Annotated in this window: 18 protein-coding genes; 9 read left to right on the forward strand and 9 right to left on the reverse strand. The window is 73.0% G+C overall.

Annotation, left to right across the window (positions count from 1 at the left end):
* Window positions 1-39: 39 nt before the first annotated feature.
* Window positions 40-2001: a penicillin-binding transpeptidase domain-containing protein gene (locus H1D33_RS30100; RefSeq protein WP_181569993.1), complete on the reverse strand. Its 1962-nt coding sequence runs from the start codon at window positions 1999-2001 to the stop codon at window positions 40-42.
* 288 nt (window positions 2002-2289) lie between these two features.
* Here H1D33_RS30100 and H1D33_RS30105 point away from each other — a divergent pair, with 288 nt between their 5' ends.
* A complete protein-coding gene (locus H1D33_RS30105; RefSeq protein ID WP_181569992.1) occupies window positions 2290-7353 on the forward strand; it encodes an NAD-glutamate dehydrogenase in 5064 nt (1687 codons plus the stop codon).
* Window positions 7354-7428: 75 nt separating this feature from the next.
* On the opposite strand, the gene H1D33_RS30110 is transcribed toward H1D33_RS30105, so the two are convergent.
* Both H1D33_RS30110 and H1D33_RS30115 read right to left on the reverse strand, forming a co-directional pair.
* Window positions 7429-8331, reverse strand: a complete 903-nt coding sequence (locus H1D33_RS30110; RefSeq protein ID WP_414685467.1) for a class F sortase — start codon at window positions 8329-8331, stop codon at window positions 7429-7431.
* Window positions 8318-9493: a putative sodium/potassium/calcium exchanger gene (locus tag H1D33_RS30115; RefSeq protein WP_181569991.1), complete on the reverse strand. Its 1176-nt coding sequence runs from the start codon at window positions 9491-9493 to the stop codon at window positions 8318-8320. Before H1D33_RS30115 ends, H1D33_RS30110 begins: the two co-directional genes overlap by 14 nt.
* Window positions 9494-10002: 509 nt before the next feature.
* Here H1D33_RS30115 and H1D33_RS30120 point away from each other — a divergent pair.
* Window positions 10003-11805 carry a glycoside hydrolase family 6 protein gene (locus H1D33_RS30120; RefSeq protein WP_181569990.1) on the forward strand — a complete coding sequence of 601 codons (1803 nt, stop codon included), beginning with the start codon at window positions 10003-10005 and terminating at the stop codon, window positions 11803-11805.
* Between the two features lie 108 nt (window positions 11806-11913).
* Here the strand turns inward: H1D33_RS30120 and H1D33_RS30125 are convergent, their stop codons facing one another.
* The 5 genes from H1D33_RS30125 to H1D33_RS30145 form a co-directional block, all read right to left on the reverse strand.
* On the reverse strand, window positions 11914-12291 hold the full coding sequence (locus tag H1D33_RS30125; RefSeq protein ID WP_181569989.1) for a hypothetical protein: 378 nt from the start codon (window positions 12289-12291) through the stop codon (window positions 11914-11916).
* A 66-nt stretch (window positions 12292-12357) separates the two neighbouring features.
* The gene (locus H1D33_RS30130; RefSeq protein ID WP_181569988.1) at window positions 12358-12678 is read right to left on the reverse strand and encodes a hypothetical protein; all 321 of its coding nucleotides are present in this window, start codon (window positions 12676-12678) and stop codon (window positions 12358-12360) included.
* Between the two features lie 16 nt (window positions 12679-12694).
* Window positions 12695-14350: a sodium:solute symporter family protein gene (locus tag H1D33_RS30135; protein ID WP_181569987.1), complete on the reverse strand. Its 1656-nt coding sequence runs from the start codon at window positions 14348-14350 to the stop codon at window positions 12695-12697.
* Between the two features lie 153 nt (window positions 14351-14503).
* On the reverse strand, window positions 14504-15649 hold the full coding sequence (locus H1D33_RS30140; protein WP_181569986.1) for a hypothetical protein: 1146 nt from the start codon (window positions 15647-15649) through the stop codon (window positions 14504-14506).
* Between the two features lie 12 nt (window positions 15650-15661).
* Window positions 15662-16255, reverse strand: coding sequence for a hypothetical protein (locus H1D33_RS30145; protein WP_181569985.1), 594 nt, complete (start codon window positions 16253-16255; stop codon window positions 15662-15664).
* A 305-nt stretch (window positions 16256-16560) separates the two neighbouring features.
* On the opposite strand from H1D33_RS30145, the gene H1D33_RS30150 reads away from it, so the two are divergent.
* The 7 genes from H1D33_RS30150 (at window position 16561) to H1D33_RS30180 (ending at window position 25079) form a co-directional block, all read left to right on the forward strand.
* Window positions 16561-18933, forward strand: a complete 2373-nt coding sequence (locus H1D33_RS30150; RefSeq protein ID WP_181569984.1) for a sensor histidine kinase — start codon at window positions 16561-16563, stop codon at window positions 18931-18933.
* On the forward strand, window positions 18933-19355 hold the full coding sequence (locus H1D33_RS30155; protein WP_181569983.1) for a roadblock/LC7 domain-containing protein: 423 nt from the start codon (window positions 18933-18935) through the stop codon (window positions 19353-19355). Before H1D33_RS30150 ends, H1D33_RS30155 begins: the two co-directional genes overlap by 1 nt.
* On the forward strand, window positions 19345-19734 hold the full coding sequence (locus H1D33_RS30160) for a DUF742 domain-containing protein (protein WP_181569982.1): 390 nt from the start codon (window positions 19345-19347) through the stop codon (window positions 19732-19734). Before H1D33_RS30155 ends, H1D33_RS30160 begins: the two co-directional genes overlap by 11 nt.
* Window positions 19715-20317, forward strand: coding sequence for a GTP-binding protein (locus H1D33_RS30165; protein WP_181569981.1), 603 nt, complete (start codon window positions 19715-19717; stop codon window positions 20315-20317). The genes H1D33_RS30160 and H1D33_RS30165 overlap by 20 nt, the downstream gene beginning before the upstream one ends.
* A 98-nt stretch (window positions 20318-20415) precedes the next feature.
* Window positions 20416-21450 carry a lactonase family protein gene (locus H1D33_RS30170; protein ID WP_181569980.1) on the forward strand — a complete coding sequence of 345 codons (1035 nt, stop codon included), beginning with the start codon at window positions 20416-20418 and terminating at the stop codon, window positions 21448-21450.
* 177 nt (window positions 21451-21627) lie between these two features.
* Window positions 21628-23382, forward strand: a complete 1755-nt coding sequence (locus tag H1D33_RS30175) for a substrate-binding domain-containing protein (protein ID WP_181569979.1) — start codon at window positions 21628-21630, stop codon at window positions 23380-23382.
* Between the two features lie 215 nt (window positions 23383-23597).
* Entirely contained in the window at window positions 23598-25079 is a 1482-nt protein-coding gene (locus H1D33_RS30180) for a sugar transferase (RefSeq protein ID WP_181569978.1), read from the forward strand.
* Here the strand turns inward: H1D33_RS30180 and H1D33_RS30185 are convergent.
* Window positions 25073-26221 (reverse strand): PP2C family protein-serine/threonine phosphatase, encoded by a 1149-nt coding sequence (locus H1D33_RS30185; protein ID WP_181569977.1) that lies wholly within the window; start codon window positions 26219-26221, stop codon window positions 25073-25075. The genes H1D33_RS30180 and H1D33_RS30185 overlap by 7 nt on opposite strands.
* Window positions 26222-26239 lie beyond the last annotated feature (18 nt).

Raw genomic sequence — 26239 nt, forward strand, 5'->3', positions numbered from 1 at the left:
ATGCGGCGCGAGAACACTCCTCGTGACGGTGGTCGGGCGTCAGCCGGCCAGGCCGCGCAGGAACCGCTCGGCGATCGGCACCGCGCTGGCCGTGCTGGACCCGCCCTGCTCGACGAAGACGGCGAAGGCCACGTCGCCCTGCCAGCCCACGAACCAGGCGTGGGTGTGCGCCGGGTTGTCGTCGTATTCGGCGGTGCCGGTCTTGCCGTGCACCGGGTCGCCGGGCACGTCCGCCAGCGTGGCCCCGGTCCCGCCGGTGACCACGCCGCGCATCAGGGTCTTCAGCGCCGCCACGGACTCCGGCTTGAGCGCCGGGCCGGCCGGGGCGGGCTTGGCCGGCGCCGGGTCGAGCAACAGCCTGGGCTGCTCGAACCGACCCCGGGCGACAGCCGCGGTGGCGCCGGCCATGGCCAGCGGACTGACCACCGTGGTGCCCTGGCCGATCGCGGCGGCGGCCTGCTCGGTGAGCCCGCCGTTCGCGGAGACCTTGCCGGTGAACGCGTCCACGCCCAGGTCCCATCCGGCCTCCAACCCGAGCGCCCGGCCGGCCTGGGCGAGGCCGTCCGCGCCGAGCTTCGGCGCCAGCGAGGTGAAGGCGGTGTTGCAGGACTTGGCGAAGTCGGTGGCGAACGGCACCGCGCCCAACTCGAAGTCGTCCGAGTTCTTGAAGATCCGGCCGTCGACCTGGGCGGTCTTCGGGCAGGCCACCGTGGTCTGCGGCGTCACCGCGCCCTGGTCCAGCAGGCGCAGCGCGCTGACCATCTTGAACGTCGAACCCGGCGGCACCTGGGCGGTGAAGGCGAGGTTCTCGCCGGCCGCGCCGGGGCCGTTCGCGGCCGCCAGCACCGCGCCGTCGCCGATCCGCACGGCGACCAGGGCGGAACGCCGCTTCTCACCCCGCAACGCGGCGTCGGCGGCGTTCTGGGTGGCCACGTCCAGCGTGGTCTTCACCGGCTGCCCCGCCTTCGGGTCGCTGCGGAACAACTCGGCGCCGGTCGGCTCGGTGGTGCCCTCGGCGGCGGGGCGCTCGGTGACCACGGTGACGCCGGGCGTGCCGCGCAGCCGTTCGTCGTACCGGCCCTGGAGGCCGCCGTGCCCGACCAGGTCGCCGCGGGCGTAGCGGTCCGGGTGGGCCTGGAGGTCGTCGGCCTGGGCCGGGTCGACCGAGCCGAGCAGCGCCCGGGCGAACTCCCGGGTCGGGGCGAGCAGGAGCTTGTCGGAGGTGAACCGGGTGCCCGGCAGGTCGTAGATGCGGGGCTTGATCTGCCGGTAGGCCTCGTCGCGCAGCGTCACCACCTCGACGACCGCGTTCCGGTCCGCCGCCTTCAGGCGCTTCGGCAGGTCGCCGAGGTCGACCGGCGGGTCGAGCGCGGGCCGGATCGCCTTGAACGCGGCGTCGAGCCGGCGCACCAGACCCGGCGCGTCGGTGACCTCGGCCGGCGCCACCTGCACCCGGACCACCGGGCGCGGCGCGACGATCGGGTTGCCGGCGGCGTCCAGCACGGCGGCCCGGGGCGCCACCTCCCGGCGCAGCGCGAGGTGGTCGTCGGCCTCCAGCTTCTCGTGCACCAGGCTCGGCTCCCAGATCACCTGCCACTCGTGGCCGCCGCCCTTGAGGCGGAGCGGGTTGTCGTAGGTCCAGCGGGCGCCGCCGGGCAGCGGCCAGGTCACCCGGAAACGGGCGGTGGCGATGTCGCCCTCGGTCTTGATCTCGCCGGTGCGCTCCAGCGTCGGCGGGCTGGCGGCCAGCTCGCCGGAGAGCGCCCGCAGCCGCTTCGTCACCTCGTCGGCCGGCACCCGCCCGCCGGTCGGCTCGACGAAGCCGACCGCCCGCAGGTCGCCCGAGCGCCACCCGCCCAGGAAGGCGTCGACGGTGCGTTCCGGCCCGTCCTCGCCCGAGCACCCGGTCACCGCGCCGGCGGAGAGCAGCGCGACGGCCAGCGCCGCGATCAGCCGGCGGCGGGATTGGCGGCGGGGGTGAACGGGGTACGACACGGGCATGAAGCGGTCCCTCCGGTGCGTGGCTGACCTGCACGCTAGTACGGCACGCGGCTCCGCACGGCCCCGCCACCGCCTCCGGCGGCGTGAGAAGAGGCGTGTGGCAGTGTGATGAACATCGCCAGCCGGGGTACTCCGCGACCGGCCGACCACGCACCCGCAACAGGTGAAAGGGCACAGTCCCGATCCGGACGTCCGGCCAGTGGTCCGCCGACCGAGGGGCACAACGGCAGGGCCTAGGCTGGGCGGCAGAGTGACCCACAACGCGGTGGGTCGAGGGGAGTGGCACCGATGGACCGGCGTCCGGCGATCAAACCGGGACCCGACCTCCGGCAGGCTGACACCAGCCGGGACGATGACAGCTTCGATTCGGCGACCGACGGGGACGGTTTCGGCCGTCTCGACACAGGAGTGACCGGGATGACCGGTTCCAGCATCGACACCCTCTACGACCTCGGTCTGCCCGCGCAGGCGCTGGCCGACGAGTCCGAGGACGCCGAGCTGGACGAGCCCGTACCCAACGCGGAGCGGCTGGTCGCGCAGGCGGTCGCGCTCGCCGGCGACGACCACGACGCGGCCACGCTGGTGGACCGGTTCTGGCGGTTCGCGCCGGACGAGGAGCTGATCGGCTTCACCGCCGAGGAGATGCTGGAGGCGGCCCGGGCACACCGGGACCTGGCCCAGCAGCGGGTGCCGGGGGAGCTGAAGCTCCGCATCCACGAGCCGGACGCCGAGCAGCACCACACCGTCGTCGAGATCGTCACCGACGACATGCCGTTCCTGGTCGACTCGGTCACCGCCCTGCTGAACTCCCGACACCTCGACGTGCACCTGCTGGTGCACCCGCTGGTGGTGGTCCGGCGCGAGCCGCTGGGCCGGCTCACCGAGGTCTCCGCCGACGTGGAGCCGGACGACGCGATCGCCGGCGACCTGGTCGAGAGCTGGATGCGGATCGAGATCGACCCGGTCCGCGACCCGGCCGAGCGGGAGACGGTGCGCCGCGAGTTGCAGCGGGTGCTGACCGACGTGCGCGAGGCCGTGGAGGACTGGCCCAAGATGCGGCAGCGGGCGCTGGCGCTCGCCGACGAACTGGCCGCCGCACGCACCTCGGACAACCGCCCGCCGGTGCCGGAGAAGGACATCACCGACTCGGTGGAGCTGCTGCGCTGGCTCGCGCACGACCACTTCACGTTCCTCGGCTACCGCGAGTACCGCCTGGTCGACACGGACGGGGCGGACGGCGGGCAGGCGCTGGAGGCGGTCCTCGGCACCGGGCTGGGCATCCTGCGGTCCGACTCGCCGGAGGCCCGGTCGCTGAACTCGATGACCCCCGAGGCGCACGAGCGGGTGCTGGAGAAGCGCCTGCTCATCATCACCAAGGCCAACTCCCGGGCCACCGTGCACCGCTCGGCCTACCTCGACTACATCGGCTTCAAGATCTTCAACGAGGCCGGCGAGGTGGTCGGGGAGCGTCGCTTCCTGGGCCTGTTCTCCACCGCCGCCTACCGGACCAGCGTGCAGGAGCTGCCGGTGGTGCGTCGCAAGGTGGCCGAGGTGCTGGACCGCTCCGGCCTGAGCCTGCGCAGCCACTCCGGCAAGGACCTGCTGCAGATCCTGGAGACCTACCCGCGCGACGAGCTGTTCCAGATCAAGACCGACGACCTCTACCACGCGGTGATCGGCGTGCTGCGCATGGCCGGCCGCCGGCAGCTACGGGTCTTCCTGCGCCGGGACGCGTACGGGCGGTTCATCTCCTGCCTGATCTACCTGCCCCGGGACCGGTTCACCACGCAGAACCGGCTGCGCATGCAGGACATCCTGCTGCGCGAGCTGAACGGCGTCGGGGTCGACTACACCACCCGGGTCACCGAGTCGATGCTGGCCCGGGTGCACTTCATCGTCCGCACCGACCCGAACAACCCGCCCGGCGAGATCGACGCCGACCTGCTCGCCGAGGAGTTGGCCGACGCCACCCGGCTCTGGGACGACGACTACCGGCTGGTGCTGGAGCGCAAGCTCGGCGACGAGCAGGCCAAGCACCTGTTCGGCCGCTACGCCGACGCGTTCCCGGAGGGCTACAAGGACGGGCACACGCCGTACGAGGCGATGAAGGACCTGGCCAAGCTGGAACTGCTGGAGGAGCCGGGCCAGCTCGAGATGCATCTGTTCCGCAAGCAGTTGGCCCCGCGCGCCTACTCGGGCCGGGCGAACGACGCCGACGAGTCGATGGACGTGCGGTTCAAGGTCTACCGGTACGGCGAGCCGATGATGCTCTCCGCCGTGCTGCCGGTGCTGCACTCGCTCGGCGTGAAGGTGGTCGACGAGCACCCGTACGAGGTGGAGCGCGTCGACGGCCGGATCTGGCTCTACGACTTCGGCCTGGAGCTGCCCGAGCGGCACCAGGACCTGGCCGAGGTGCGCCCGCACGTGGAGAACGCGTTCGCGGCCGCCTGGCGGGGCGAGGCCGAGGTGGACGGCTTCAACGAGCTGGTGCTGCGCACCGGGCTCACCTGGCGGCAGGTGGTGGTGCTGCGGGCGTACGCGAAATATCTGCGGCAGGCCGGCACCGTGTTCTCCCAGGAGTACATGGAGCAGACCTTCATCGCGTACCCGCGGATCGCCGGGCTGCTGGTGCAGCTCTTCGAGACGCGGTTCGCGCCCGGCGCGACCACGTTGGACGAGCGCCGGCAGCGCAGCGGCGAGCTGGTCGACGCGATCGGCGAGGCGCTGGACGAGGTCGCCAGCCTCGACCAGGACCGGATCCTGCGCGCCTACCTGACGCTGATCCAGGCCACCCTGCGCACCAGCTTCTACCAGAAGCCGGTGGGTGGGCGGCCCAAGCCGTACGTGGCGTTCAAGCTGGACCCGCAGGCGATCCCGGACCTGCCGGCCCCGCGGCCCAAGTTCGAGATCTTCGTCTACTCGCCCCGCTTCGAGGGCGTGCACCTGCGGTTCGGGCCGGTGGCCCGGGGCGGCCTGCGCTGGTCCGACCGGCGCGAGGACTTCCGCACCGAGGTGCTGGGCCTGGTCAAGGCGCAGATGGTGAAGAACGCGGTGATCGTGCCGGTCGGCGCCAAGGGCGGCTTCGTGCTGAAGCAGAAGCCGGGCGACCGGGACGAGGCGGTGGTCTGCTACAAGGAGTTCATCTCCGCGTTGCTCGACGTCACCGACAACATCGTCAGCGGTGAGATCGTGCCGCCCGACGACGTGGTCCGGCACGACGCCGACGACCCCTACCTGGTGGTGGCGGCGGACAAGGGCACCGCGACGTTCTCCGACATCGCCAACGAGATCTCCACCGCGCACCGGTTCTGGCTGGGCGACGCGTTCGCCTCCGGCGGCTCGGCCGGCTACGACCACAAGAAGATGGGCATCACCGCGCGCGGCGCCTGGGAGTCGGTGAAGCGGCACTTCCGGGAGCTGGGGCACGACACCCAGACCCAGGACTTCACCGTGGTCGGCGTCGGCGACATGTCCGGTGACGTGTTCGGCAACGGCATGCTGCTGTCGGAGCACATCCGGCTGCTGGCCGCCTTCGACCACCGGCACATCTTCCTGGACCCGGACCCGGACGCGGCCCGCTCCTTCCAGGAGCGCAAGCGGCTGTTCGACCTGCCCCGGTCGTCGTGGGAGGACTACGACCCGGAGCTGATCTCGGCCGGCGGCGGCATCTTCCCGCGTACCGCGAAGTCGGTGCCGATCACGCCGCAGGTGCGCGCGGTGCTCGACCTCGACGACGACGTCACGCAGCTCAGCCCGCAGGAGCTGATGAAGGCGATCGTCACCGCGCCGGTGGACCTGTTCTGGAACGGCGGCATCGGCACCTACGTCAAGGCGTCGACGCAGACCAACGCCGAGGTCGGGGACAAGTCCAACGACGCCATCCGGGTGGACGGCAAGGGCCTGCGGTGCCGGGTGGTCGGCGAGGGCGGCAACCTGGGCTTCACCCAGCAGGGCCGGATCGAGTACGCCGCGACCGGCGGCCGCATCTACACCGACTTCATCGACAACGCGGCCGGGGTGGACTGCTCCGACCACGAGGTGAACATCAAGATCCTGCTCAACACGGCGGTCGCCGACGGGGAGCTGGACCGGCCCGAGCGCGACGAGCTGCTGGCCCAGATGACCGACGAGGTCGCCGAGCTGGTGCTGCGGGACAACTACGACCAGGCCCGGGCGCTCAACAACGCCCAGGCGCAGGCCGCCTCGCTGCTGCCGGTGCACCGCCGGATGATCAACGAGCTGGAGCGGTCCGGCGCGCTGGACCGGGCGCTGGAGGCGCTGCCGTCGGACGAGGAACTGGCGGTCCGCACCGAGAGCGGGCTGACCGCGCCGGAGTTCGCGGTGCTGCTCGCGTACGTGAAGATCGTGCTGGAGCGGGAGATCGTCAGCGAGGGGCTGGCGGACGAGGAGTGGACGACCGACGTCCTGGTCAACTACTTCCCGACGCCGCTGCGGCAGCGCTTCGCCGAGCGGATGGGGCGGCACCGGCTGCGCCGGGACATCGTCACCACGGTGCTGGTCAACGAGGCGATCAACCGGGGCGGCATCTCGTTCGTGTTCCGGGTGGTCGAGGAGACGGCCGCCTCGGCGGCGGACGTGCTGCGGGCGTACGTGGTGGTCCGCGAGGTGTTCGAGCTGGGCGACCTGTGGAACGCGGTCGAGGCGCTGGACAACAAGGTCTCGCCCGAGCTGCAGACCGCCGTCTACCTGGACACCCGGCGGCTGCTCGACCGCGCGGTGCGCTGGCTGGTCACCAACCGGCGCTCGCCGATCGACGTGCCGGCGGAGATCGCCCGCCTGCGCGACGGGGTGGCCCGGCTCATGCCGGACCTGGAGCACCTGTTCTGGGGCACCGAGCGGGAGGCGATCGCGGCGCACATCGAGTCGCTGGTCGGCAAGGGGCTGCCGCGTGAGCTGGCCGTGCAGGCGACCCGCCTGATGTACAGCTTCGGCCTGCTCGACATCGTCGAGACGGCGCAGACGACCGGGCGGGAGGTGAGCGAGGTGGCCTCGGTCTACTTCGTGCTCTCCGACCGGTTCCGGGTGGACGCGCTGCTGTCGAAGATCTCGCTGCTGCCGCGGGAGGACCGCTGGCAGACGCTGGCCCGGATGGCGCTGCGCTACGACCTGTACGCCGCGCTGGCCGCGCTCACCGCGGAGGTGCTGGGCTCCACCTCGCCGGATCTCCCGCCGGTGGAGCGGGTGCAGGAGTGGGAGCAGGCGAACGCCACCTCGATCCACCGGGCGCACCGGGCGATGGGGGAGTTCGACGAGTCCCGCGCCGACCTGTCCGCGCTGTCGGTCCTGCTGCGCCAGATCCGCACCCTGGTCCGGACCTCGGCCGCGGCCTGACGAGAAGGCGGGGCCCCCGCTTAACGCCTCCGGTAGAGGAGGGGGCCCCGCTTAACACCCGACGCGTCGCGCCGGTCACGCGGTCATGTGTGCGTAGACCACGATGTTGTTCAGGTAGCTGCCGGCGGTTCGGTCGAACACCCCGCCGCAGGTGACCACGCGCAGGCCGGGCACGCCGGACGGGCCGTAGACCTGCTCCGCCGGGAACGCGGTCTTCGGGTACGACCGGACCTCGTCCACGGTGAAGGTGGCGGTCGAGCCGTCCTGCCGGGTCACGGCGATCGTGTCGCCCCGCACCAGCGCCCCGAGGCTGAAGAAGACCGCCGGGCCGAGCTTGGCGGAGTCGACGTGCCCGACCACCACGGCGTTGCCGACCTCGCCGGGGCTGGCGCCGGGGGAGTACCAGCCCGCCTTCATGGCCTGGTCCAGCGGGGGCACCTGCACCGTGCCGTCCGGGTTGGTGCCGAGCGTCATGATCTCGGCGCGTACCCCGATCCGGGGGATCGTGATGGTGGTGGGCGCCGATCGGGGCAGCGCGGCCGGCACGCCGCGCGCGCCCACCGGTCCGGTCGACGCGGCTCCGGGCGTGGTCGGGGCGGTCCCGGCCGGCGCCGACGGTACGGCGCCGGGCACCGTCCCCGGCGCGGTCCCGGGGGTCGGGGTTGCGGTGGCGCCGGCCGGCGGGTTCCACGTGCCGTCCGGTGGCGCCGCCGACGGGCCGGCGGCGGTGGGCGACGGGAGGTCCCACGGCGTGGCGGATCCGGCGCCCGCGTCCGGGTCGGTGGTGTCCGCCGTGTTCTCCGGGGCGGCCTGCGCGATCGGCTGCGGCGGGGTGGGCGGCGGGACGGTACGCACGGACGCGCCGACCAGGCCGGAGCCCACCATGGCGAGCAGGACGACGAGCGCCGCGCCGGCGGCACGCCACGGTCTCCCGCGACGGCCGCCGGCCCGGTTCGTCGTCCGGTCAGGCCAGGTCACCGGCCCGCCGCCGGCGCAGCAGCACCAGCCCGCCCAGCGCGGCGGCGCCGATCATGCCGGCACCCCCGGTGGCGAGACCGCGGTCCAGACCGGTGGTGGTCATGCCGCCGTCACCACCGTCGACCCCGCCGTGGGGGAGGACCACCAGCTCGCCCTCGCCGCAGGAGCCCCGCAGCTCGTACCGGCCGGGGTGGGTGTCCTCGGAGACCCGGGCCTCGCCGTAGTAGACGAAGTCCTTGCCCTGCTCCCAGCCGGCCTCGTCGCCGCCGGAGCCGTACTCGTCCCCGCCCTGCCACTCGTTGCCGCCCGACCACTCGGCCCCGTGCTCGTCCTTGCCGTCCTTGCCGTACTCGTCGTCCTTGGCCTCGGGCCGGGCACCGTGGTCCTCGCCCTTGTCGCCGGGCCGGGCCCCCTGCTCCCCGCCCTTGTCCTCGGGCCGGGCGCCGTGCTGGTCGCCCTTGTCCTCCGGCCGGGCGCCGTGCTGGTCGCCCGTGTCCTCGGGCCGGGCGCCGTGCTCGTCCTTGCCGTCCTTGCCGTGCCGGTCCTTGCCGTCGGCGCCGTGCTCGTCGTCGGCCCAGTCGGAGGCTTCCCAGCCCGGCTCGGCGGCCTGGGCGTACTCCTCGGGGGCCTGCTGGCCCGCGCCCTGCGCGGCCGGGTCGACGGCCGCGCCGGCGCCCGTGCCGCCCTGCTGCGGCCCGTCGGCCGGCGGCCGAGGCATCCCCGCCTCGCCCGGTCCGTGCCCGTCCTTGCCCTGGTCGTCCTTGCCCTCGGGACCCTTGTTCTCGGGGCCCTTGCCCTCCGGGCCCTTGTTCTCGGGACCCTTGCCGTGGTCGTCGGCGTGCGCGTCCTTGCCGTCGGGGCCCTGGTCCGCGTCCTCCCAGTCGCCGCCGCGGTCGGCCCGGTCACCGTGCTCGCCGTCGCGGGCCGGGTGCAGGTCGACCTTGCCGGTGACCTTCGACCAGACGTAGGCGTGCTCCTGCGGCTCGGAGCAGATCTGGAGCAGTTCGACGGTGTCGCCCGCCTTGACCACGTGCGGCTTGGCGATGACCTTGCCCTCGTCGTCGTGCCCGCCCGCGTAGGCCATCCCTGGGGTGAACACGAGAAGGCCCGCACCGCCGAGGGCGGCACCCGCGACGACCTTCCCGAGCATCTTCTTAGCCATGAGCAGCGTCACTCCATCCCTGTTCGTCCTGAGCCCGACGTCAGTCGAGCTACCGCCGACGTTAGACCTATTCGCGAGCTATTCGGGGAAAGATTCGTTTTTAGGAGTTTGCCGATGATGTGGCTTTCGCGCGTGCGGAGCGCCGCCGCGCCCCGTCTGTGCCCCCGGCGATCGCGGTGCGTCGGGTGGGGCCACGATGCGAGGTAGGGTCGGCGTGAGGCACATCGAGCCATTGCCATGGAAGCGCTCCCATGCAAGAATCGCTGCACGCGGTTCGGGGAGCCACACCGCGAGCTCAGGCGTCGAGGGCAACCGGTACCCACCGGACGACGTCCGCTCCAACGGCCGGTCCTGCGGACCGGTCGGCACCACCACCCCCTGCACGCCCGTCCGGGTCGGGCGTCCCCCGAAGCAACCCGTGGCGCGCACGGTCGATCCCGCAGGGCGACCGCCGCCGCCATTCCGCCGGGCCGTACGCGGATCCGGTCTCGCCCAAGGAGATCAGTGGCATGAATCTGTGGAGAAGGCTGTCCGGCCGGAGCCGGACGCTCGCGCTCACCGGCGCCGGCGTCCTCGTGGCCGGCGGGCTGGTGACCCTTCCGGTCACCGCGGCGCAGGCCGCGACGCAGTGCAGCGTGGACTACACCACCAACGACTGGGCCGGCGGCTTCACCGCCAACGTGGTCATCAAGAACCTCGGTGACCCGGTCAGCTCGTGGAACCTCGGCTTCACCTTCGGGAACAGCAGCCAGCGCGTGCAGCAGGGCTGGTCGGCGAAGTGGACCCAGAGCGGCCAGAACGTCACCGCGCAGAACGAGTCCTACAACGGCTCGCTGGGCACCGGCGCCAGCACCAGCATCGGGTTCAACGGCGCCTGGAGCGGCAGCAACCCGAAGCCGACCCAGTTCACCCTCAACGGCACGGTCTGCAACGGCGGCACGCCGCCCACCAGCACCCCGCCGACCAGCACGCCGCCGACGAGCACCCCGCCGACGAGCACGCCCCCCACCAGCACCCCGCCCACCAGCACGCCGCCGACCAGCACCCCGCCGGGGCAGAAGGTCGACAACCCGTACGCCGGGGTCAAGGGCTACGTGAACCCGGAGTGGAAGGCCAAGGCCGAGTCAGTGGCCGGCGGCAACCGGGTGTCGAACAACCCGACCGCGGTCTGGCTGGACCGGATCGCCGCCATCAACGGCACCACGGGCAGCAGTTCCAACGGCTCGATGGGCGTCCGTGACCACCTGGACGCCGCGCTCGCCCAGGGCGCCGGCTACATCCAGTTCGTGATCTACAACCTGCCCGGCCGGGACTGTGCCGCGCTCGCCTCCAACGGTGAGCTGGGCCCGGACGAGCTGCCGCGCTACAAGTCCGAGTACATCGACCCGATCGCCGCGATCCAGGCCGACGCGAAGTACAAGAACCTGCGGATCGTCAACATCATCGAGATCGACTCGCTGCCCAACCTGACCACCAACACCTCGGGCCAGCCGGGCGGCACCGCGATGTGCGACACGGTCAAGGCCAACGGGGCGTACGTCAACGGCGTGGGCTACGCCCTCGCCAAGCTCGGCGCGATCGGCAACGTCTACAACTACATCGACGCCGCGCACCACGGCTGGATCGGCTGGGACAGCAACTTCGGCCCGGTCGCCGACCAGCTCAAGGCCGCCGCCGTCGCCTCCGGCAGCACCGTGCGCAACGTGCACGGCTTCATCGTCAACACGGCGAACTACTCCGCGCTCAAGGAGCCGTACATCAAGATCACCGACTCGGTGAACGGCCAGACCGTGCGGCAGGCCAAGTGGATCGACTGGAACCAGTACGTCGACGAGCTGTCCTTCGCCCAGGCGTTCCGGCAGAAGCTGGTCTCGATCGGCTTCGACAGCAACATCGGCATGCTGATCGACACCTCCCGCAACGGTTGGGGCGGCTCGGCGCGTCCGACCGGTCCCGGCCCGCTGACCTCGGTCGACGCCTACGTCAACGGTGGTCGGGTGGACCGTCGGATCCACGCCGGCAACTGGTGCAACCAGGCCGGCGCGGGCCTCGGCGAGCGGCCGAAGGCCAACCCGGAGCCGGGCATCGACGCCTACGTCTGGGTGAAGCCCCCGGGTGAGTCGGACGGCTCCAGCAAGGAGATCCCGAACAACGAGGGCAAGGGCTTCGACCGGATGTGCGACCCGACGTACACCGGCAACGCCCGCAACGGGAACAGCCTGTCCGGCGCCCTGCCGGACGCGCCGATCTCCGGCGCGTGGTTCGCGGCCCAGTTCGCGCAGCTGATGCAGAACGCCTACCCGGCGCTCTGAGTCGCGGTCAGACCACCCGCCGCGGCGGGAGTGAGGCACCGCCGCGCGGGTTTCCCCGGGCCCCTGGTCGACGCCCACGTCGACCAGGGGCCCCCGCCCGTCCCCGGGTCAGGGCACCGTCTTCTCGATCGCCGCGCGGCCCAGCTCGGCCAGGTCCCGACGGGCCCGCTCCAGGTTCGCCGGGGTCACGTCCTGACCCCGGGCCCGTACCAGGTCCTCCGGCTCCCAGGGCTGCTCCGCGCCGGTACGGATGTTGTCCCCGCCCGCGCCGGTGCCGGTGCCGGTCGCGCCGGTCCCGGCCGCGTACGGGTCGCCGAGGAGGTCCGGCGACCCGGTGTCGGCCACCGCGCCGTCCGGCTCGGCGAACGTGGGGTTGTCCGGGTCGGCGCCGCCGGCACGTAGCTGCGACACCGTGCTGTCGTCGTCCACCGCCGCGGCCACCTCGGGGGTCTCCTCCAGCGGTCGTCCGGGGTCACGATCGGTCATGCTGCTGCCTCCTGTCCCCATGCCTGATCCCCCCGGCGTACCCCCTGCCGGGCCGGCCATGCCGGGTCAGGACTCGTCGGACCGCGCCACCGGCGCCTCCGTCGGCCGCAGCCGCTGCCAGAGCAGCATGAGCAGCCCGAAGACCAGCATCACCGCGCCCGCCCACAGGTTGATCCGGACGCCCTGCGCCTTGTCGATCTCGGCGGACGAGTCGAAGAGCCCCATCAGCCCGACGATCAGCCCGTACGCGACGAACAGCCCGCCGATCACCCGCCGGATGTCGAACAGCCGGGCCGCGGCCGAACTCGCCTCCCGGGCGTCCTCGGTCTCGTCCACCAGCGGGTCGTGGGCCTCGCCGTCCTGGTACCGGTCCGCGTTGTCTGCCATGACCTGGGTCCCTTCCTCAGAAGACCGGGATGTAGAAGAGGGCGGCGAGCACCACCGCGACCACGCCGAGCAGCACCGGCGAGCGGTACCAGGCGGCGTCGCCGGCCAGCGAGTCGTCCTTCAGGGTGGTGTCGCTGAGGCCGTACACCAGGCCGGTCAGCTCGCTGTCGGTCTTCGGCCGGGTCAGCGGCGTGATGACCGCGGCCACCACCGCGACGGTGACGAAGGCCAGGCCGGCGCCCCAGAAGCTCTCCTCCAGGTCGGAGTTGAAGCTGATCACGCCGGTCTTGTAGAGCAGGTAGGTGGCGATCGCCACCACGGTGCCGGAGAGCAGCGACCAGAAGCCGGCCAGCGCGCTCATCCGCCGCCAGAACATGCCGATGATGAACGTGCCGAACAGCGGCGCGTTGAAGACCGAGAAGAGCGCCTGGATGTAGTTCATGATGTTGCTGAAGCCGGCCGCGATGAACGCGGTGCCGATGCCCACCACCACGGCGACCACGGTGGCGATCCGGCCGATCTTCACGTAGTACTCGTCCGGCCGGTCCCGCCGGAAGTACGCCTGCCAGATGTCGTACGTGAAGACGGTGTTGAAGCCGCTGACGTTCGCCGCCATGCCGGCCATGAAGGACGCCACCAGGCCGGTGACCGCGATGCCGAGCACGCCGTTGGGCAGCAGGTCGCGCATCAGCAGCGGGATGGCGTTGTTGTAGACCATGTCGCCCTTCTCGGCGCCCAACCCCTTGACCGTGATCAGGGCGATCAGGCCGGGGATCACGGTCACCACCGGGATGAGCAGCTTCGGGTACGCCCCGATGATCGGCGTACGCCGGGCGGCGCTCATGTTCCGCGCGGACAGTGCGCGCTGCACCTCGGCGAAGTTGGTGGTCCAGTAGCCGAAGGAGAGCACGAACCCGAGCCCGAAGACGATGCCCAGCCAGTGCGCGCCCAGCGGGTTGTCGGTGCTGCCGGTGCCCTGCCAGGCGTGCAGGCCGGCCTCGCCGAGCTTGGACTCCCGCACCGCGTCCATCAGCCCGCTCACGCCGCCGACCTTGACCAGGCCGATCACCGTGATCGGCACCAGGCCGGCGATGATCACGAAGAACTGGAGCACCTCGTTGTAGATCGCGCCGGACAGGCCGCCGACGGTGATGTACGCCAGCACGATCGCCGCGCCGACCACGATCGCCACCCAGAGCGGCCAGCCCAGCAGCGCCTGCATGATCAGCGCCAGCGCGTAGAGGTTCACGCCGGCGATCAGCACCTGGGCGATCGCGAAGCTGAGCGCGTTGAGCAGGTGGGTGGGGCGGTTGAAGCGCAGCCGAAGGTATTCCGGCACGCTGCGGACCTTCGAGCCGTAGTAGAACGGCATCATCACGATGCCGAGGAAGACCATCGCCGGCACCGCGCCGATCCAGTAGTAGTGCACCGTCATGATGCCGTACTGGGCGCCGTTGGCGGCCATGCCGATGATCTCCAGCGCGCCCAGGTTCGCCGAGACGAACGCCAGGCCGGTGACCCAGGCGGGCAGCGACCGCCCGGAGAGGAAGAAGTCGACGCTGGTCTTGATGGCGCGGCGGGCGGCGAAACCGACCCCGAGCACCGTGACGAAGTAGAGCGCCAGGATCAGGTAGTCCAGGGCGTTCATGTTCAACCGTAGGCCGCTGCCCATGCCTGTGCTCCCCTCGGGTGGGTGCGTGCTGCGCCGGCAGTTACCCCGATCGCGAAGTTTCATGCCTGCTGTTCTTTCCGCCCCGAGACGTAGGGAGGGGCCCCTCTCGACGCCTGGCGTCAAGAAGGGGCCCCTCCTCACATGGCTTGCCGCTCAGCGGCCCAGCACGCGGTCCAGGAAGTCGCGGTAACCGCGCACGGCGACCCGGAGCTGCTCGGTGTCGGACGAGCCGGACTCCTGCCAGGTGCCGAGCTTGGTGCGCTGCTCCCGCAGCGCCGTGGACAGCGCCTCGATCGCCTCCTCGACCAGCGACTCGGCCTCGCCGACCGCGGCCTTCGGGTCGTCCACGAAACGGAGCTGGACGTCGCGCCACCGGTCCCGGAAGCCCTGCGCGGCGTCCGGGGCGAACAGCGTCGCCGCGTCGTCCGGCACCGCCCCGGGGGTGGGCCGGTCCGCGCCGGCGAGCGCCGCCCCGGCCGCGCCGCCGGCCACCGTGCCGGCCGCCGCGGTGGCGGTCTCCGGGTCGACGGTGTCGTGGTGCCGGCCGGTGGCGTCCGCGGTGACGGGCTCGGCGTCGGGGTCGACCAGGCCCGGCTCGGGGCTGCCGTAGCCGACCGCGCCGGCGGCCACCGCGTCGTCCCGGTCCCGGTCCGGCACGCCGTCGCGGTCCGTGTCGGCGGCCAGGGTGCCGTCGCGGTCCTCGACGTCCCCGAGGGTGTCGTCGCGGTCCGCGTGCGCGCCGGCCACCGAACCGTCCCGGTCCCCGTCGCCGTCGAGGTCGCCGTCGCGGTGCTCGGCCGCCCAGCGGTCCCGGTCGTGCAGCCGGTCACCGGCGGTCGGGTCGGCCCGCTCGTCGTCCAGCGCGTCGGTCCGGCCCGGCGCGCCGTCACCCGGGACGGCGGTGTCCTCGCCGCGCGCGTCCCGCTCGTCCTCCGGACGGCCGCCGGCCATCGCCGAGGCGGCCACCGCGTCGCCCACCGTGGCCGCGCCGAACGCCGTCGGCAGCGGGGCCGGCTCGTGGAACGCCTGACGCCCGTCCCCGTCCCGCTCCTCGTCGGCGTCCGACCGGTCGGCCTCGTCCCGCAGCTCACCGGCGTCGTACGCGCGGGTCTCGTCCAGCTCCGCGGCCCGGTCGTCGCCCACCGCCGGGTCGTCGAACGTGCCCCGGTCGTCCAGCGCGTCCTCGGGCACCTCGGCCCGGTCGGTGCGGTCGTGACCGTCCGGCGGCGGGACCGGCACCGGCGCGGATCGTACGGCCTCGGGGTGGTCCTGCGTGACCTGCTGGTCTTCCTGGCGCATGGCGGCGGCTCCTCAGCGGCTCGTGGCGTCGTGCTCGGAATCGGGGTGGCGCTGTTCCGGCGCCCGCTGGGCGACCGGGTCCTCGCCGAGCAGGTCGGCGAAGAGGGCCCGGTAGTGCACCAGCGCCTGCCGGAGGTCCTCGGTGCCGGCCTCACCGCGCTCGTTGCGCTGCCGGATCTCGTGGGCGTCGCGGTAGTGGGTCAGGGTGCGGGCGTGCTCGACGGAGAGGTGGGCGATCTGGTCGGAGAAGTCCCCGGTGGGGTAGCCGCGTTCGGCGATCAACCGGCCGACCAGCTCGTCGGCGTCGCCGACGGTCTCCGCCGGCGAGTCGACGAAGCGCACCTGGAGGTCTTCCCAGGCGGCGGCGTAGCGGGCCCGGGACTCCGGGCTGAGCGGGGTCAGCTCCAGCTCGGCGTGCCGGCGTTCGCGTTCCCGCAGCTCCCGCTCGGCGGCGCCCCGGCTGTCCTGCTCCTCGACGGCCCGGTCGTACTCCGGGCCGAAACGCTGCCGCAGGGCCCGCCGGCGGTTCGCGACCACGGCGAACGCGACCAGAGCGGCGACGACTGCGACGACGATGACTATGACGACTACCTGGGTGGGCGACATGGCTCCTCCTTCGGGAGCTGGTATTCCCTGGTCGGGGTGATCGTCAATCCCGTTCCGGAGCACTTTCCCGACCGGAACGCGAAAGCTGAGCCGTTCCAGAAAAGCGCCCGTACGGCGACGTGTCGCACGCCAACGGCGTCCCGCTTGGTCATCTCGGACGGTAGTGAGCGTCGAGACGGCCGGTAGTGCATCCGCCGGGGATTACGTATCCTGCCCAAGGCGTCCGGGTCGGGCCCGGCGTCGTGGCCGGTGACCTGACGGCCGCTGCCGGCGCCACCCAGCGAACCTTCCCGGGCGAGGTCTGATTGAACACCCGCGACTGGCCGATCCGCGCCAAGCTGACCGCGCTGGTCATCGGTCCGGTGACCGGGCTGCTGGCACTGTGGATCTTCGCCACCACGCTGACCTTCGGGCCGGCGCTGGACCTGCTCGCCGCCCGTACCCTCCTCTACGACCTGGGCCGCCCGGGCGAGAACGTGGTCGCCGAGCTGCAGCGGGAACGGCGGCTCTCGGTGGTCCAGCTCGCCGGCGACGGCGTCCTGCCGGAGCTGGCCGAGCAGCGCGACCGCACCGACCGGGCGGTTGACGAGCTGCGCCGGCGGATCGACGGCGAGGAGTTGCGCGACGCGGCCGACGACCAGCTCGACGCGCGGCTCGACCAACTGGGCGCGGCGCTGGAGGCACTGCCCGCCGGGCGGGTCTTCATCGACGACCGGAAGGTGGACCGGGCCGGCGCGGTCGGGCTCTACAGCGGGATGATCGGCTCCGCGTTCCAGGCGTTCTCCGCGATGGCCACGCTGCCCGACGTCCACCTCAACCGGGAGGCCTCGGCGCTCACCGCGCTGGGCCGTTCCCGCGAGCTGCTCGGCCAGGCCGACGCGCTGCTGGCCGGCGCCGTCACCGCCGGCCGGTACGCCGAGGGCGAGCACGAGCAGTTGGTACGGACCGTGGAGAACCAGCGGTTCCTGGCCGAGAACGCGGTCGCCGACCTGCCGGCCGACGAGCGGTCCGGCTACCAGCGACTCACCGAGGGCGCCGGCTTCCTGCGGCTGCGCGCCCTGCAGGACACGCTGATCCGCGCCGACGAGCTGCCCACCGGGTTCGACGTCCGGGCCTGGGAGAGCAGCCACGCCGAGGTGTGGCAGGGCCTGCGGGACTTCGAGCTGCGCGGCGCGGACAGTCTCGCCGAACGGTCGGTGCCGATGGCGGTGCGCATCCTGGTCCAGCTCGCCGCCGCCGGTGTGCTCGGCCTGGTCGCGATCGTGGTCTGCGTGCTGGTGGCGCTGCGGGTGGGCCGGTCGCTCGCGCACCGGCTGACCGGCGTGCGGTCGGCCGCGACCGAGATGGCCGCGGAGCGGCTGCCCGACGTGGTCGCCCGGCTGCGCCGGGGCGAGGACGTCGACGTCGCCCGCGAGGCGCCCGAGATGGACCACGGCGGGGACGAGATCGGCCAGGTGGCGAGCGCCTTCAACGAGGTACGGCGCACCGCCGTGCAGGCCGCCGTCGACGAGGTCACCCTGCGCCGCGGCTTCAACGAGGTCATCCTCAACCTGGCCCGGCGCAGCCAGGGGCTGGTCCACCGCCAACTGGCGCTGCTGGACCGGCTGGAGCGCCGCACCGAGGACCCGGACGAGCTGGCCGGGCTGTTCCAGGTCGACCACCTCGCCACCCGGCTCCGCCGGCACGCCGAAGACCTGGTCATCCTGGCCGGCGCCGCGCCCGGGCGCGGCTGGCGCCGGCCGGTCGCGGCGGTGGACGTGATGCGCGGGGCGATCTCCGAGGTCGAGGCGTACCACCGGGTCGACGTGGGCGAGGTGCAGCCGGCCGGGGTGCTCGGCCGGGCCGTCGGCGACGTGATCCACCTGCTCGCCGAGCTGATCGAGAACGCCACCGCCTTCTCCCCGCCGGGCACCCGGGTGGACGTCACCGGCCGGACCGTGCCGGGCGGCTACACCGTGGAGATCACCGACCGGGGGCTGGGCATGTCGCCGCCGAACCTGGCGGCGGCCAACCGCAAGCTGGCCGCCCCACCCGAGTTCGACCCGGCCGACAGCGCCCGGCTGGGCCTGTTCGTGGTGGCCCGGCTGGCCGCGCGGCACGGCGTCCGGGTGGAGCTGCGGCCGGGCCGGCCGACCGGGACGACCGCCACCGTGTTCGTCCCGTCCGACCTGATCACCGGCGAGCCGCCGGTCGGCTCGGACCCCGCCTCGGCCGGGCCGGAACGGCGGCGGATGGCCAAGGTGAGCCGGCTGACCACGGTGCCCCGCGGCCGGTCGAGCCGGCCGGGCCGGGAGCGCCCCGAGTCCACCGTGATCCCGCTGCCGACCACCCGGGCCTCGACCGTGGAACCGCCCGCCGACTCCGACGGCCTGCCCCGCCGGGTCCGCCGGCGCGGTCCGGCGGCGCGGCCCCGCGCGGTCGTCGCCGACCCGCCGGCCCTCCGCTCGCCGGAGGAGGCACGCCGGGCCATGTCCGCGTTGCAGGCCGGCACCGCGCGGGGGCGCCGCGACGGTGCCCGCACGGGCGGCCCGGCGGTCACCCGGATCCGGGACGCCGGCCCGGACACGCCCGCCGACGTGCCGGCCGACGCCGGTACGCCGCCCACCACGCCGGAGCCGGCCACGGAGCCCTCCCCGCCGGCGCCGGACCAACGAACCGCGACTGAGAGGGACGCCTAGTGGTGCACACGACGCGGCAGAACGCCGATCTCGACTGGCTGCTCGACGACCTGGTGGAGCGGGTGCCGGCCGCCCGCCGGGCGGTGGTCCTCTCGGCGGACGGGCTCCTGCTCGGCGCCTCCGCCGACCAGGACCGCACCGACGCGGAGCACCTCTGCGCGCTGGCGTCCGGCTTCTCCGGCCTGGCCAAGGGGGCCACCCGGCACCTGGACGGCGGCGCGGTCCGCCAGACGGTGGTGGAGATGGAGTCGGCGTACCTCTTCGTCACCGCCGCCGGGCAGGGCGCCTGCCTGGCCGTGGCGAGCGACGCCGACGCCGACATCGGCCTGGTGGCGTACGAGATGGCGATGCTCGTCATCCGCGTCGGTGAGAACCTGGCCGCGCCGGCCCGCACGGTGGGAGCGCCGACCGATGCGGGCTGAGTCGCCGGGGCCCCAGCACGAGTGGCTGGACGCCGACGCCGGCCCGGTGGTCCGCCCGTACACGCTCACCGGTGGGCGGGTGCGCCCGCCGGTCGACGGGTTCGACCTGCTGGCCTTCGTGCTCGCCACGTCGGCGGCCGAGTCGGCCGGCGTGCCCGGCCTCCAGCCGGAGCACCGCCGCCTCGTCGAGCTGGCCCGGCGGCCGAAGGCCGTCGCCGACCTCGCCGCCGACCTGGACCTCGCCGTCGGCGTGGTCCGGGTGCTGCTCGGCGACCTCCTCGCCCATGGGTTCGTCGCGGTGCACCGGCCCCCGGCCACCGCGTACCTGCCCGACGACAACATCCTCAAGGCGGTGGTCAGTGGACTCCGTGCGCTTTGACCGGGAGCCGGCCGCGTCGCGGGTGCCGCTGGCGCTGAAGATCCTCATCGCGGGCGGCTTCGGCGCCGGCAAGACGACGCTGGTCAGCGCGTTGAGCGAGGTCCGCCCGTTGCAGACCGAGGAGGTGCTGACCGGGGCCGGTCTCGGCACCGACGACGTCTCCGGGGTGGAGCAGAAGTCGACCACCACGGTGGCGATGGACTTCGGCCGGATCACCATCAACGACGACCTGCAGGTCTACCTGTTCGGCACCCCGGGCCAGGACCGGTTCTGGTTCCTCTGGGACGAGCTGGCGTTCGGCGCGCTCGGCGCGGTGGTGCTCGCGGACACCCGCCGGCTGGCCGACTGCTTCCCCTCGATCGACTACTTCGAGCAGCGGGGCGTTCCGTTCGTGGTCGGGGTGAACTGTTTCGAGGGTTCCCGGCGGTTCGGCCTGGAGGCGGTCCGCGACGCGCTGGACCTCGACCCGGACGTCCCGCTGGTGCTCTGCGACGCCCGGGACCGGCAGTCCGGCAAGCTGGTGCTGATCTCGCTGGTCGAGCACGTGGCCCGGCAGCGCGGCGAGCCGGTGCCGGTGGGCTGAGCGGTCCGCGCCCGATTCCGCCCGGCTCGGACGACTGACCGGGCGGTCCGCCGGGAAGGCTGGTTGGATCGCAGCATGATCGGCGGAAGGTGGGAGCGGTGACCGGGCAGCACGAGGTCGTCCACATCGGCGGCTACACGGCGGAGTCGGACGGGCGGGCGGACGGGATCGTCGCGGCCCGGCGGGACCCGGAGACCGGGGCGTTGACCCCGCTCGGAACCGTGGCGGCGACCCCGTCGCCGTCGTTCCTCGCCCGGCATCCGGCGTCGCCGGTGCTGTACGCGGTCAACGAGCTGCCCGATGGGCTGCTCAGCGCGTTCCGGGTGGGGGCGGACGGCGACCTCACGCCGCTGGGCGTCCACCCGACCGGCGGGGCGGAGCCGTGCCACCTGGCGGTCGCGCCGGACGGGCGGCACCTGTTCGTGGCGAACTACGGCGGCGGCAGCCTGGCGGTGTTCCCGCTGGATGCCGACGGCGTGCCGGGGGAGCGCACCGACCTGGTGCGGCACGAGGGGCACGGCGCCGACCCCGACCGGCAGGAGCGGGCGCACTGCCACATGGTCTCGCCCGACCCCGGGGGCGGCCCGTTGCTCGCCGTCGACCTGGGCACCGACTCGGTCTACCGCTACGACCTGGACGCCGCCTCGGGGCGGCTGGTGCCCCGCGCACCCCGGCTGCGGACGCCGGCCGGCACCGGTCCCCGGCACCTGGCCCGGCACCCGGACGGGCGGCGCTGCTGGCTGGTCGGTGAGCTGGACGGGTCGGTCACCGGGTACGACCTGACCCCGGACGGGCTGCACCAGCGCGTCCGGGTGGACGCGAGCGGCCGGACCGGGCACGTGCAGCCCTCCGAGGTGGCGGTCGGCCCGGACGGGCGCTTCCTCTACGTGGGCAACCGCGGCGTGGGCACGGTGGCCGTCTTCGCGCTGGACGGCGCGGCGCCGGAGCTGGTGGCCGAGGTGGACACCGGCGGTGGGTGGCCGCGGCACTTCGCGCTGACCGGGGCGCACCTCTACGTCGCCGACGAACGGGCCGACCTGATCCGGGTCTTCCGGGTGGACCCGGGCAGCGGGGTGCCGGAGCCGGTCGGGGAGCCGGTGGTGGTGCCCAGTCCGACCTGCGTGCTGGTGTGACGGGGCGGTGACCGAACGCGCTGTCCGTCGTGGATCGTGATCACCTCCGTCACTGACACATGACTCAGCGTATCGATTAAGTGATCAACTGTTTCTCCTGCGTAACTTTCGTCCGAACGGTTGTGGCAGTAACCCCACGAGATACGCAAGATGGTCACCGTGTCTGGCCGCCATCGCATGCGTTCCAACCTCCGTGGGGCAGGTGCCGCCGCGGCGGCGACCGCTCTCGTCGCCGTCGTAGCCGGTTCCTGGTTCGGCTACCAGCAGCTGGCCGGCCCGAACTGCTCGGGCCGGATCGAGCTGTCGGTGTCGGCCGCCCCGGAGATCGCCCCCGCGGTCCGGGGCGCCGCCGACGACTGGGTCGCCAACGGCGCGGCGGTCGGCGGCACCTGCATCGCGGTGAACGTCGTCTCCGCCGAGTCGGTCGACGTGGCCGCCGCCGTGGCGAGCAAGCACGGCGCCACGCTCGCCGGGGTGGGGCAGGCCAGCGGCACCGCGGTCACCCCCGACGTCTGGGTGCCCGACTCGTCCACCTGGCTGGTGCGGCTCAAGGCCGGCGGCGCCAGCGCCTTCGCGCCGGCCAACGGCGCGTCGATCGCCCGCAGCCCGGTGGTGGTCGCGCTGCCCGAGCCGGTGGCCACCCGGATCGGCTGGCCGGACAAGGAGCTGCGCTGGTCCGACATGCTCCAGCAGGTGACCGCCAGCAAGCCGCTGCGGGCCGGCATCGTCGAGCCGACCCAGGACGCGGCCGGCCTGTCCGGCCTGCTCTCGCTGACCGCGGCGGCCAGCTCCACCGGCGAGGCCGGCTCCCCGAAGGCCCAGGAGGCGATGGTCGGGGCGCTGCGCGCGCTCGCCACCAACCGGTCCTCGCTGCGGCAGGACCTGCTCGCGCGGTTCCCGCGTTCGACCGACCCGACGGCCATCGCCAACGGGCTCGGTGCGGCGGCGCTGTCCGAGGAGGACGTGATCGCCTACAACAACACGAAGCCGCCGATCAAGCTGGCCGCGCTCTACCTGGATCCGGCGCCCATCCCGCTCGACTTCCCGTTCGCGGTGCTGCCCGGCATCGAGCCGAGCAAGGCCTCGGCCGCGCGGGTGCTGTTCGAGGCGCTGCGCTCGGACGACTTCAAGGACCGGCTCGCCGCGCAGTCGCTGCGCGCCCCGGACGGCAACTGGGGTCGCGGTTTCCAGGCGCCGACCGGCGCGCCGAGCCCGGCCAACGGCGGGGAGAAGCAGGTCCCGCCGTCGGGTCAGGGCGGCGCGGCCGACCTCGACCCGGTCGCCATCTCGACCGCGACCACCACCTGGTCGGTGGCCACCCAGTCCGGCCGCATGCTCTGCGTGATCGACGTGTCGGGCTCGATGAAGAAGCCGGTCGCCACCGCCAACGGGGCGAATCGCGAGCAGGTCACCGTGGCGGCCGCCAGCCAGGGCCTGGGGCTCTTCGACGACTCCTGGTCGATCGGCCTGTGGACCTTCTCCACCAACCTGCAGGGCTCACAGGACTGGAAGGAGCTGGTCGGGATCCGGCCGCTGTCCGGCAACCGGGGCGAGCTGCAGCGCGGTCTGGCCTCCATCCGGCCCTCCAGCGGCGACACCGGCCTCTACGACACCGTGCTCGCGGCGTACAAGAAGGTCCAGCAGGACTGGGAGCCCGGCAAGGTCAACTCGATCGTGCTGTTCACCGACGGCAAGAACGAGGACGACAACGGCATCTCGCAGAAGGAGCTGCTGGCGCAGATCAAGAAGCTCCGGGACGACGAGCAGCCGGTGCAGGTGATCATCATCGGTATCGGCACCGAGGTGAACCGGGCCGAGCTCAAGTCCATCACGGACGCCGCCGGTGGTGGCGCGTTCGTGACCACCGACCCGAGCAAGATCGGTGAGATCTTCCTTCAGGCGATCGCGCTGCGGCCACCCGCACCGCGCTGACCTGCGAGTCAGCGACAGTCTTCCGCCGTACCGGGGAATCCGGTACGGCGGAAGGCTTCCAGCGTCAAGGTACGGAATGTGAACTGACGGTAATGCGTCCGAATCAATCGGTAACCATAATTGTCCTGGCATGATGTCCGAGTGCCTCGACCGTGGGTCCCGGGGCGGGACCCGGCGTGACCGGGGCGGTCGGTGAATTGAGTGGGGGAGGGCCGGTGACCTCGGCGACGCTGTTGACTCCTGCCAGGACGTCGCGACCGGGCGGCGAGCGACCCGGTGCCACGACGCGAGCCGCGGAGCGGGCCTACATCCGGGTCCTGGTGGTGCTGGACACCGCCGTGCTGGCGGTGGCCATCCTGATCGGCTACCTGGCCCGGTTCGGTGACGAACAGCCCACCGGGTCCGAGATCCCCTACGTGGCGGTCGCCCCGGTGCTCCTGCTGGTCTGGCTGGTGTCGCTCAAGGCCATGCGCTGCTACGACGACCAGGTGCTCGGCTACGGCGCGGACGAGTACCGCCGGGTCAGCGCGGCCAGCCTGCGGCTGGCCGGCGGCATCGCGATCGCCGGCTACATCGCCGACGTCGGGGTCTCCCGGGGCTTCCTGGCCATCTCCTTCGCGGTCGGCACGATCGGGCTGGAGGTGGCGCGCTTCGCCGCCCGCAAGCGCCTGCACCGGGCCCGTGACCGGGGCGCCGGCTGGTCCCGCAAGGTGCTGGTGGTCGGCGACACCGCGCACGTGCTGGAGCTGGTGCACACCCTGCGCCGGGAGCCGTACGCCGGTTACCAGGTGGTCGGCGCCTGCATCCCGGACGCGCTGCTCGCCCCGGTGCCGCAGCGCCTCGGCGACGTACCGGTGGTCGGGTCGTTCCGGGGCATCCCGGAGGCGGCCACCGCGATCGGCGCGGACACCGTGGCGGTCACCGCCTCCGGTGAGCTGACCGCGACCCGGCTGCGCCGCCTCGGCTGGCAGTTGGAGGGCACCGGCGTCGACCTGGTGGTGGCCCCGGCGCTGACCGACGTGGCCGGCCCGCGCATCCACACCCGCCCGGTCGCCGGCCTGCCGCTGATCCACGTCGAGGCCCCCGAGTTCCGCGGCGCCCGCAAGCTGGTCAAGGGCTTCGTCGACCGGTCGCTGTCGTTGATCGCCCTGCTCCTGCTGTCGCCGCTGCTGCTGGTGCTCGCGCTCGCCATCAAGCTGGACAGCCGCGGTCCGGTGCTGTTCCGGCAGACCCGGGTCGGCCAGGGCGGCGAGGAGTTCGGCGTCTTCAAGTTCCGCACCATGGTGGTCAACGCCGACGCCCTGCTGGCCGAGCTGGCCGCGCGCAACGAGACCGACGGCCTGATGTTCAAGATGCGCGACGACCCCCGGGTGACCCGGACCGGCCGGCTGCTGCGCCGGTGGTCGCTGGACGAGCTGCCCCAGCTCGCCAACGTGCTGCTCGGCCAGATGAGCCTGGTCGGCCCGCGCCCGCCGCTGCCCTCCGAGGTGGCCCGCTACGACGGCGACGTGGCCCGCCGGTTGCTGGTCAAGCCCGGCATGACCGGCCTCTGGCAGGTCAGCGGCCGGTCCGACCTGAGCTGGGAGGACGGCATCCGGCTCGACCTCTACTACGTGGAGAACTGGTCGCTCGCGGCCGACCTGACCATCCTCTGGAAGACGTTCGGCGCGGTGCTGGGCAGCCGCGGCGCCTACTGAGCCGGGCCGGCGTCCGGCTGCGGGCCCAGCCAGTCCAGGCAGACCACCACCGCGTCGTCCACCAGGTCCCCGGCGACGAAGGCCCGCAGGTCGCCGATCAGCGACCGGACCGCGTCCAGCGGCTCCAGCGGGCCGGTGCGGCGCAGGAACCGGTCCAGCGCCGACTCGCCGTAGCGGATCCGGTCGGCGGTGGCGTCGATCACCCCGTCGCTGACCACGAAGAGCCGGTCCCCGCGGTCGAGCTGGAACCGCTGCTCCCGGTAGTCGGTGCCGTCGAACATGCCGAGCGGGAACTGCTTGTCCAGCGTCTGCTGGGCCACCTCGCCGCCGCGCAGCCGGATCAGGTGCGGCGAGCCGGCGTCCACCGCCGTCAGCGTCCCGGTGGCCAGGTCCAGCTCCATCAGCAGCACGGACAGGTGCTGCCCGCCCCGGTGCTGGGCGTAGATCGCCTGGTCGGCCAGCGCGGCCTGGTCGGCCAGCGGGAGCCCGGCCCGGCGCGCGTTGCGCAGCGCGTACGTGGCCAGTGAGGTGAGCAGCGCCGCGGCCACCCCCTCGCCGAAGCCGTTGAGCACCGCGAGCCAGAGCCGGTGGCCGTCGTCGGACCAGTCGAAGCTGTCCCCGCGCACCGCGTACGCCGGCTCCAACTGGCCGGCCAGGCTGAACGAGGGCCGGATCCGGCTGCGGCCGGGCAGCATCTCCCACTGCATCTCGGCGGCCAGGGTGAGCCGCCGGCTGCGCCGGGTGGTCAGGTAGATGTCGGTGGTCGAGGTGACGGCGGCCAGCTCGTGCCCGAGCACCGTGGCGATGGTGTCCAGCTCGCGACGGGCGTCCCGGTCGTCCGGCATCGGTGCGACCCGGAGCACACCACGTCGCTCGCCCCGCATCCCCACCGGGAACCAGCCGGTGCCGTCGGCGACGATCGGCTCCTGGTGGTCGAAGGCGTGCCAGGCCGGGTGGCCGGGGCCGGCGATCGCCTCGTCCCCGCCCAGCGGCAGCAGCTCGGCGAGCCGGTAGTCGACCTGGTAGAGCTCGGTGTCGGTGATCCCGTACGTGCGCCGCAGCTCGGCGGCGAGCCGGTCCACGATGAGATCGGTGGGCGCGTCCGTCACAATTCGGCGCGCACGAGCCTCCGCTTCACTCATCTTTGCTCCTTTGCACAG

This window comes from Micromonospora ferruginea (assembly GCF_013694245.2).
GTDB lineage: Bacteria > Actinomycetota > Actinomycetes > Mycobacteriales > Micromonosporaceae > Micromonospora > Micromonospora robiginosa.

Excerpts from the sequence above, each read along its gene's own strand:
- H1D33_RS30100 (WP_181569993.1), bottom strand. The coding sequence starts at position 2,001 with ATGCCCGTGTCGTACCCCGTTCACCCCCGCCGCCAATCCCGCCGCCGG.
- H1D33_RS30105 (WP_181569992.1), top strand. The coding sequence starts at position 2,290 with ATGGACCGGCGTCCGGCGATCAAACCGGGACCCGACCTCCGGCAGGCT.
- H1D33_RS30115 (WP_181569991.1), bottom strand. The coding sequence starts at position 9,493 with ATGGCTAAGAAGATGCTCGGGAAGGTCGTCGCGGGTGCCGCCCTCGGC.
- H1D33_RS30120 (WP_181569990.1), top strand. The coding sequence starts at position 10,003 with ATGAATCTGTGGAGAAGGCTGTCCGGCCGGAGCCGGACGCTCGCGCTC.
- H1D33_RS30125 (WP_181569989.1), bottom strand. The coding sequence starts at position 12,291 with ATGACCGATCGTGACCCCGGACGACCGCTGGAGGAGACCCCCGAGGTG.
- H1D33_RS30130 (WP_181569988.1), bottom strand. The coding sequence starts at position 12,678 with ATGGCAGACAACGCGGACCGGTACCAGGACGGCGAGGCCCACGACCCG.
- H1D33_RS30135 (WP_181569987.1), bottom strand. The coding sequence starts at position 14,350 with ATGGGCAGCGGCCTACGGTTGAACATGAACGCCCTGGACTACCTGATC.
- H1D33_RS30140 (WP_181569986.1), bottom strand. The coding sequence starts at position 15,649 with ATGCGCCAGGAAGACCAGCAGGTCACGCAGGACCACCCCGAGGCCGTA.
- H1D33_RS30145 (WP_181569985.1), bottom strand. The coding sequence starts at position 16,255 with ATGTCGCCCACCCAGGTAGTCGTCATAGTCATCGTCGTCGCAGTCGTC.
- H1D33_RS30160 (WP_181569982.1), top strand. The coding sequence starts at position 19,345 with ATGCGGGCTGAGTCGCCGGGGCCCCAGCACGAGTGGCTGGACGCCGAC.
- H1D33_RS30175 (WP_181569979.1), top strand. The coding sequence starts at position 21,628 with ATGCGTTCCAACCTCCGTGGGGCAGGTGCCGCCGCGGCGGCGACCGCT.
- H1D33_RS30185 (WP_181569977.1), bottom strand. The coding sequence starts at position 26,221 with ATGAGTGAAGCGGAGGCTCGTGCGCGCCGAATTGTGACGGACGCGCCC.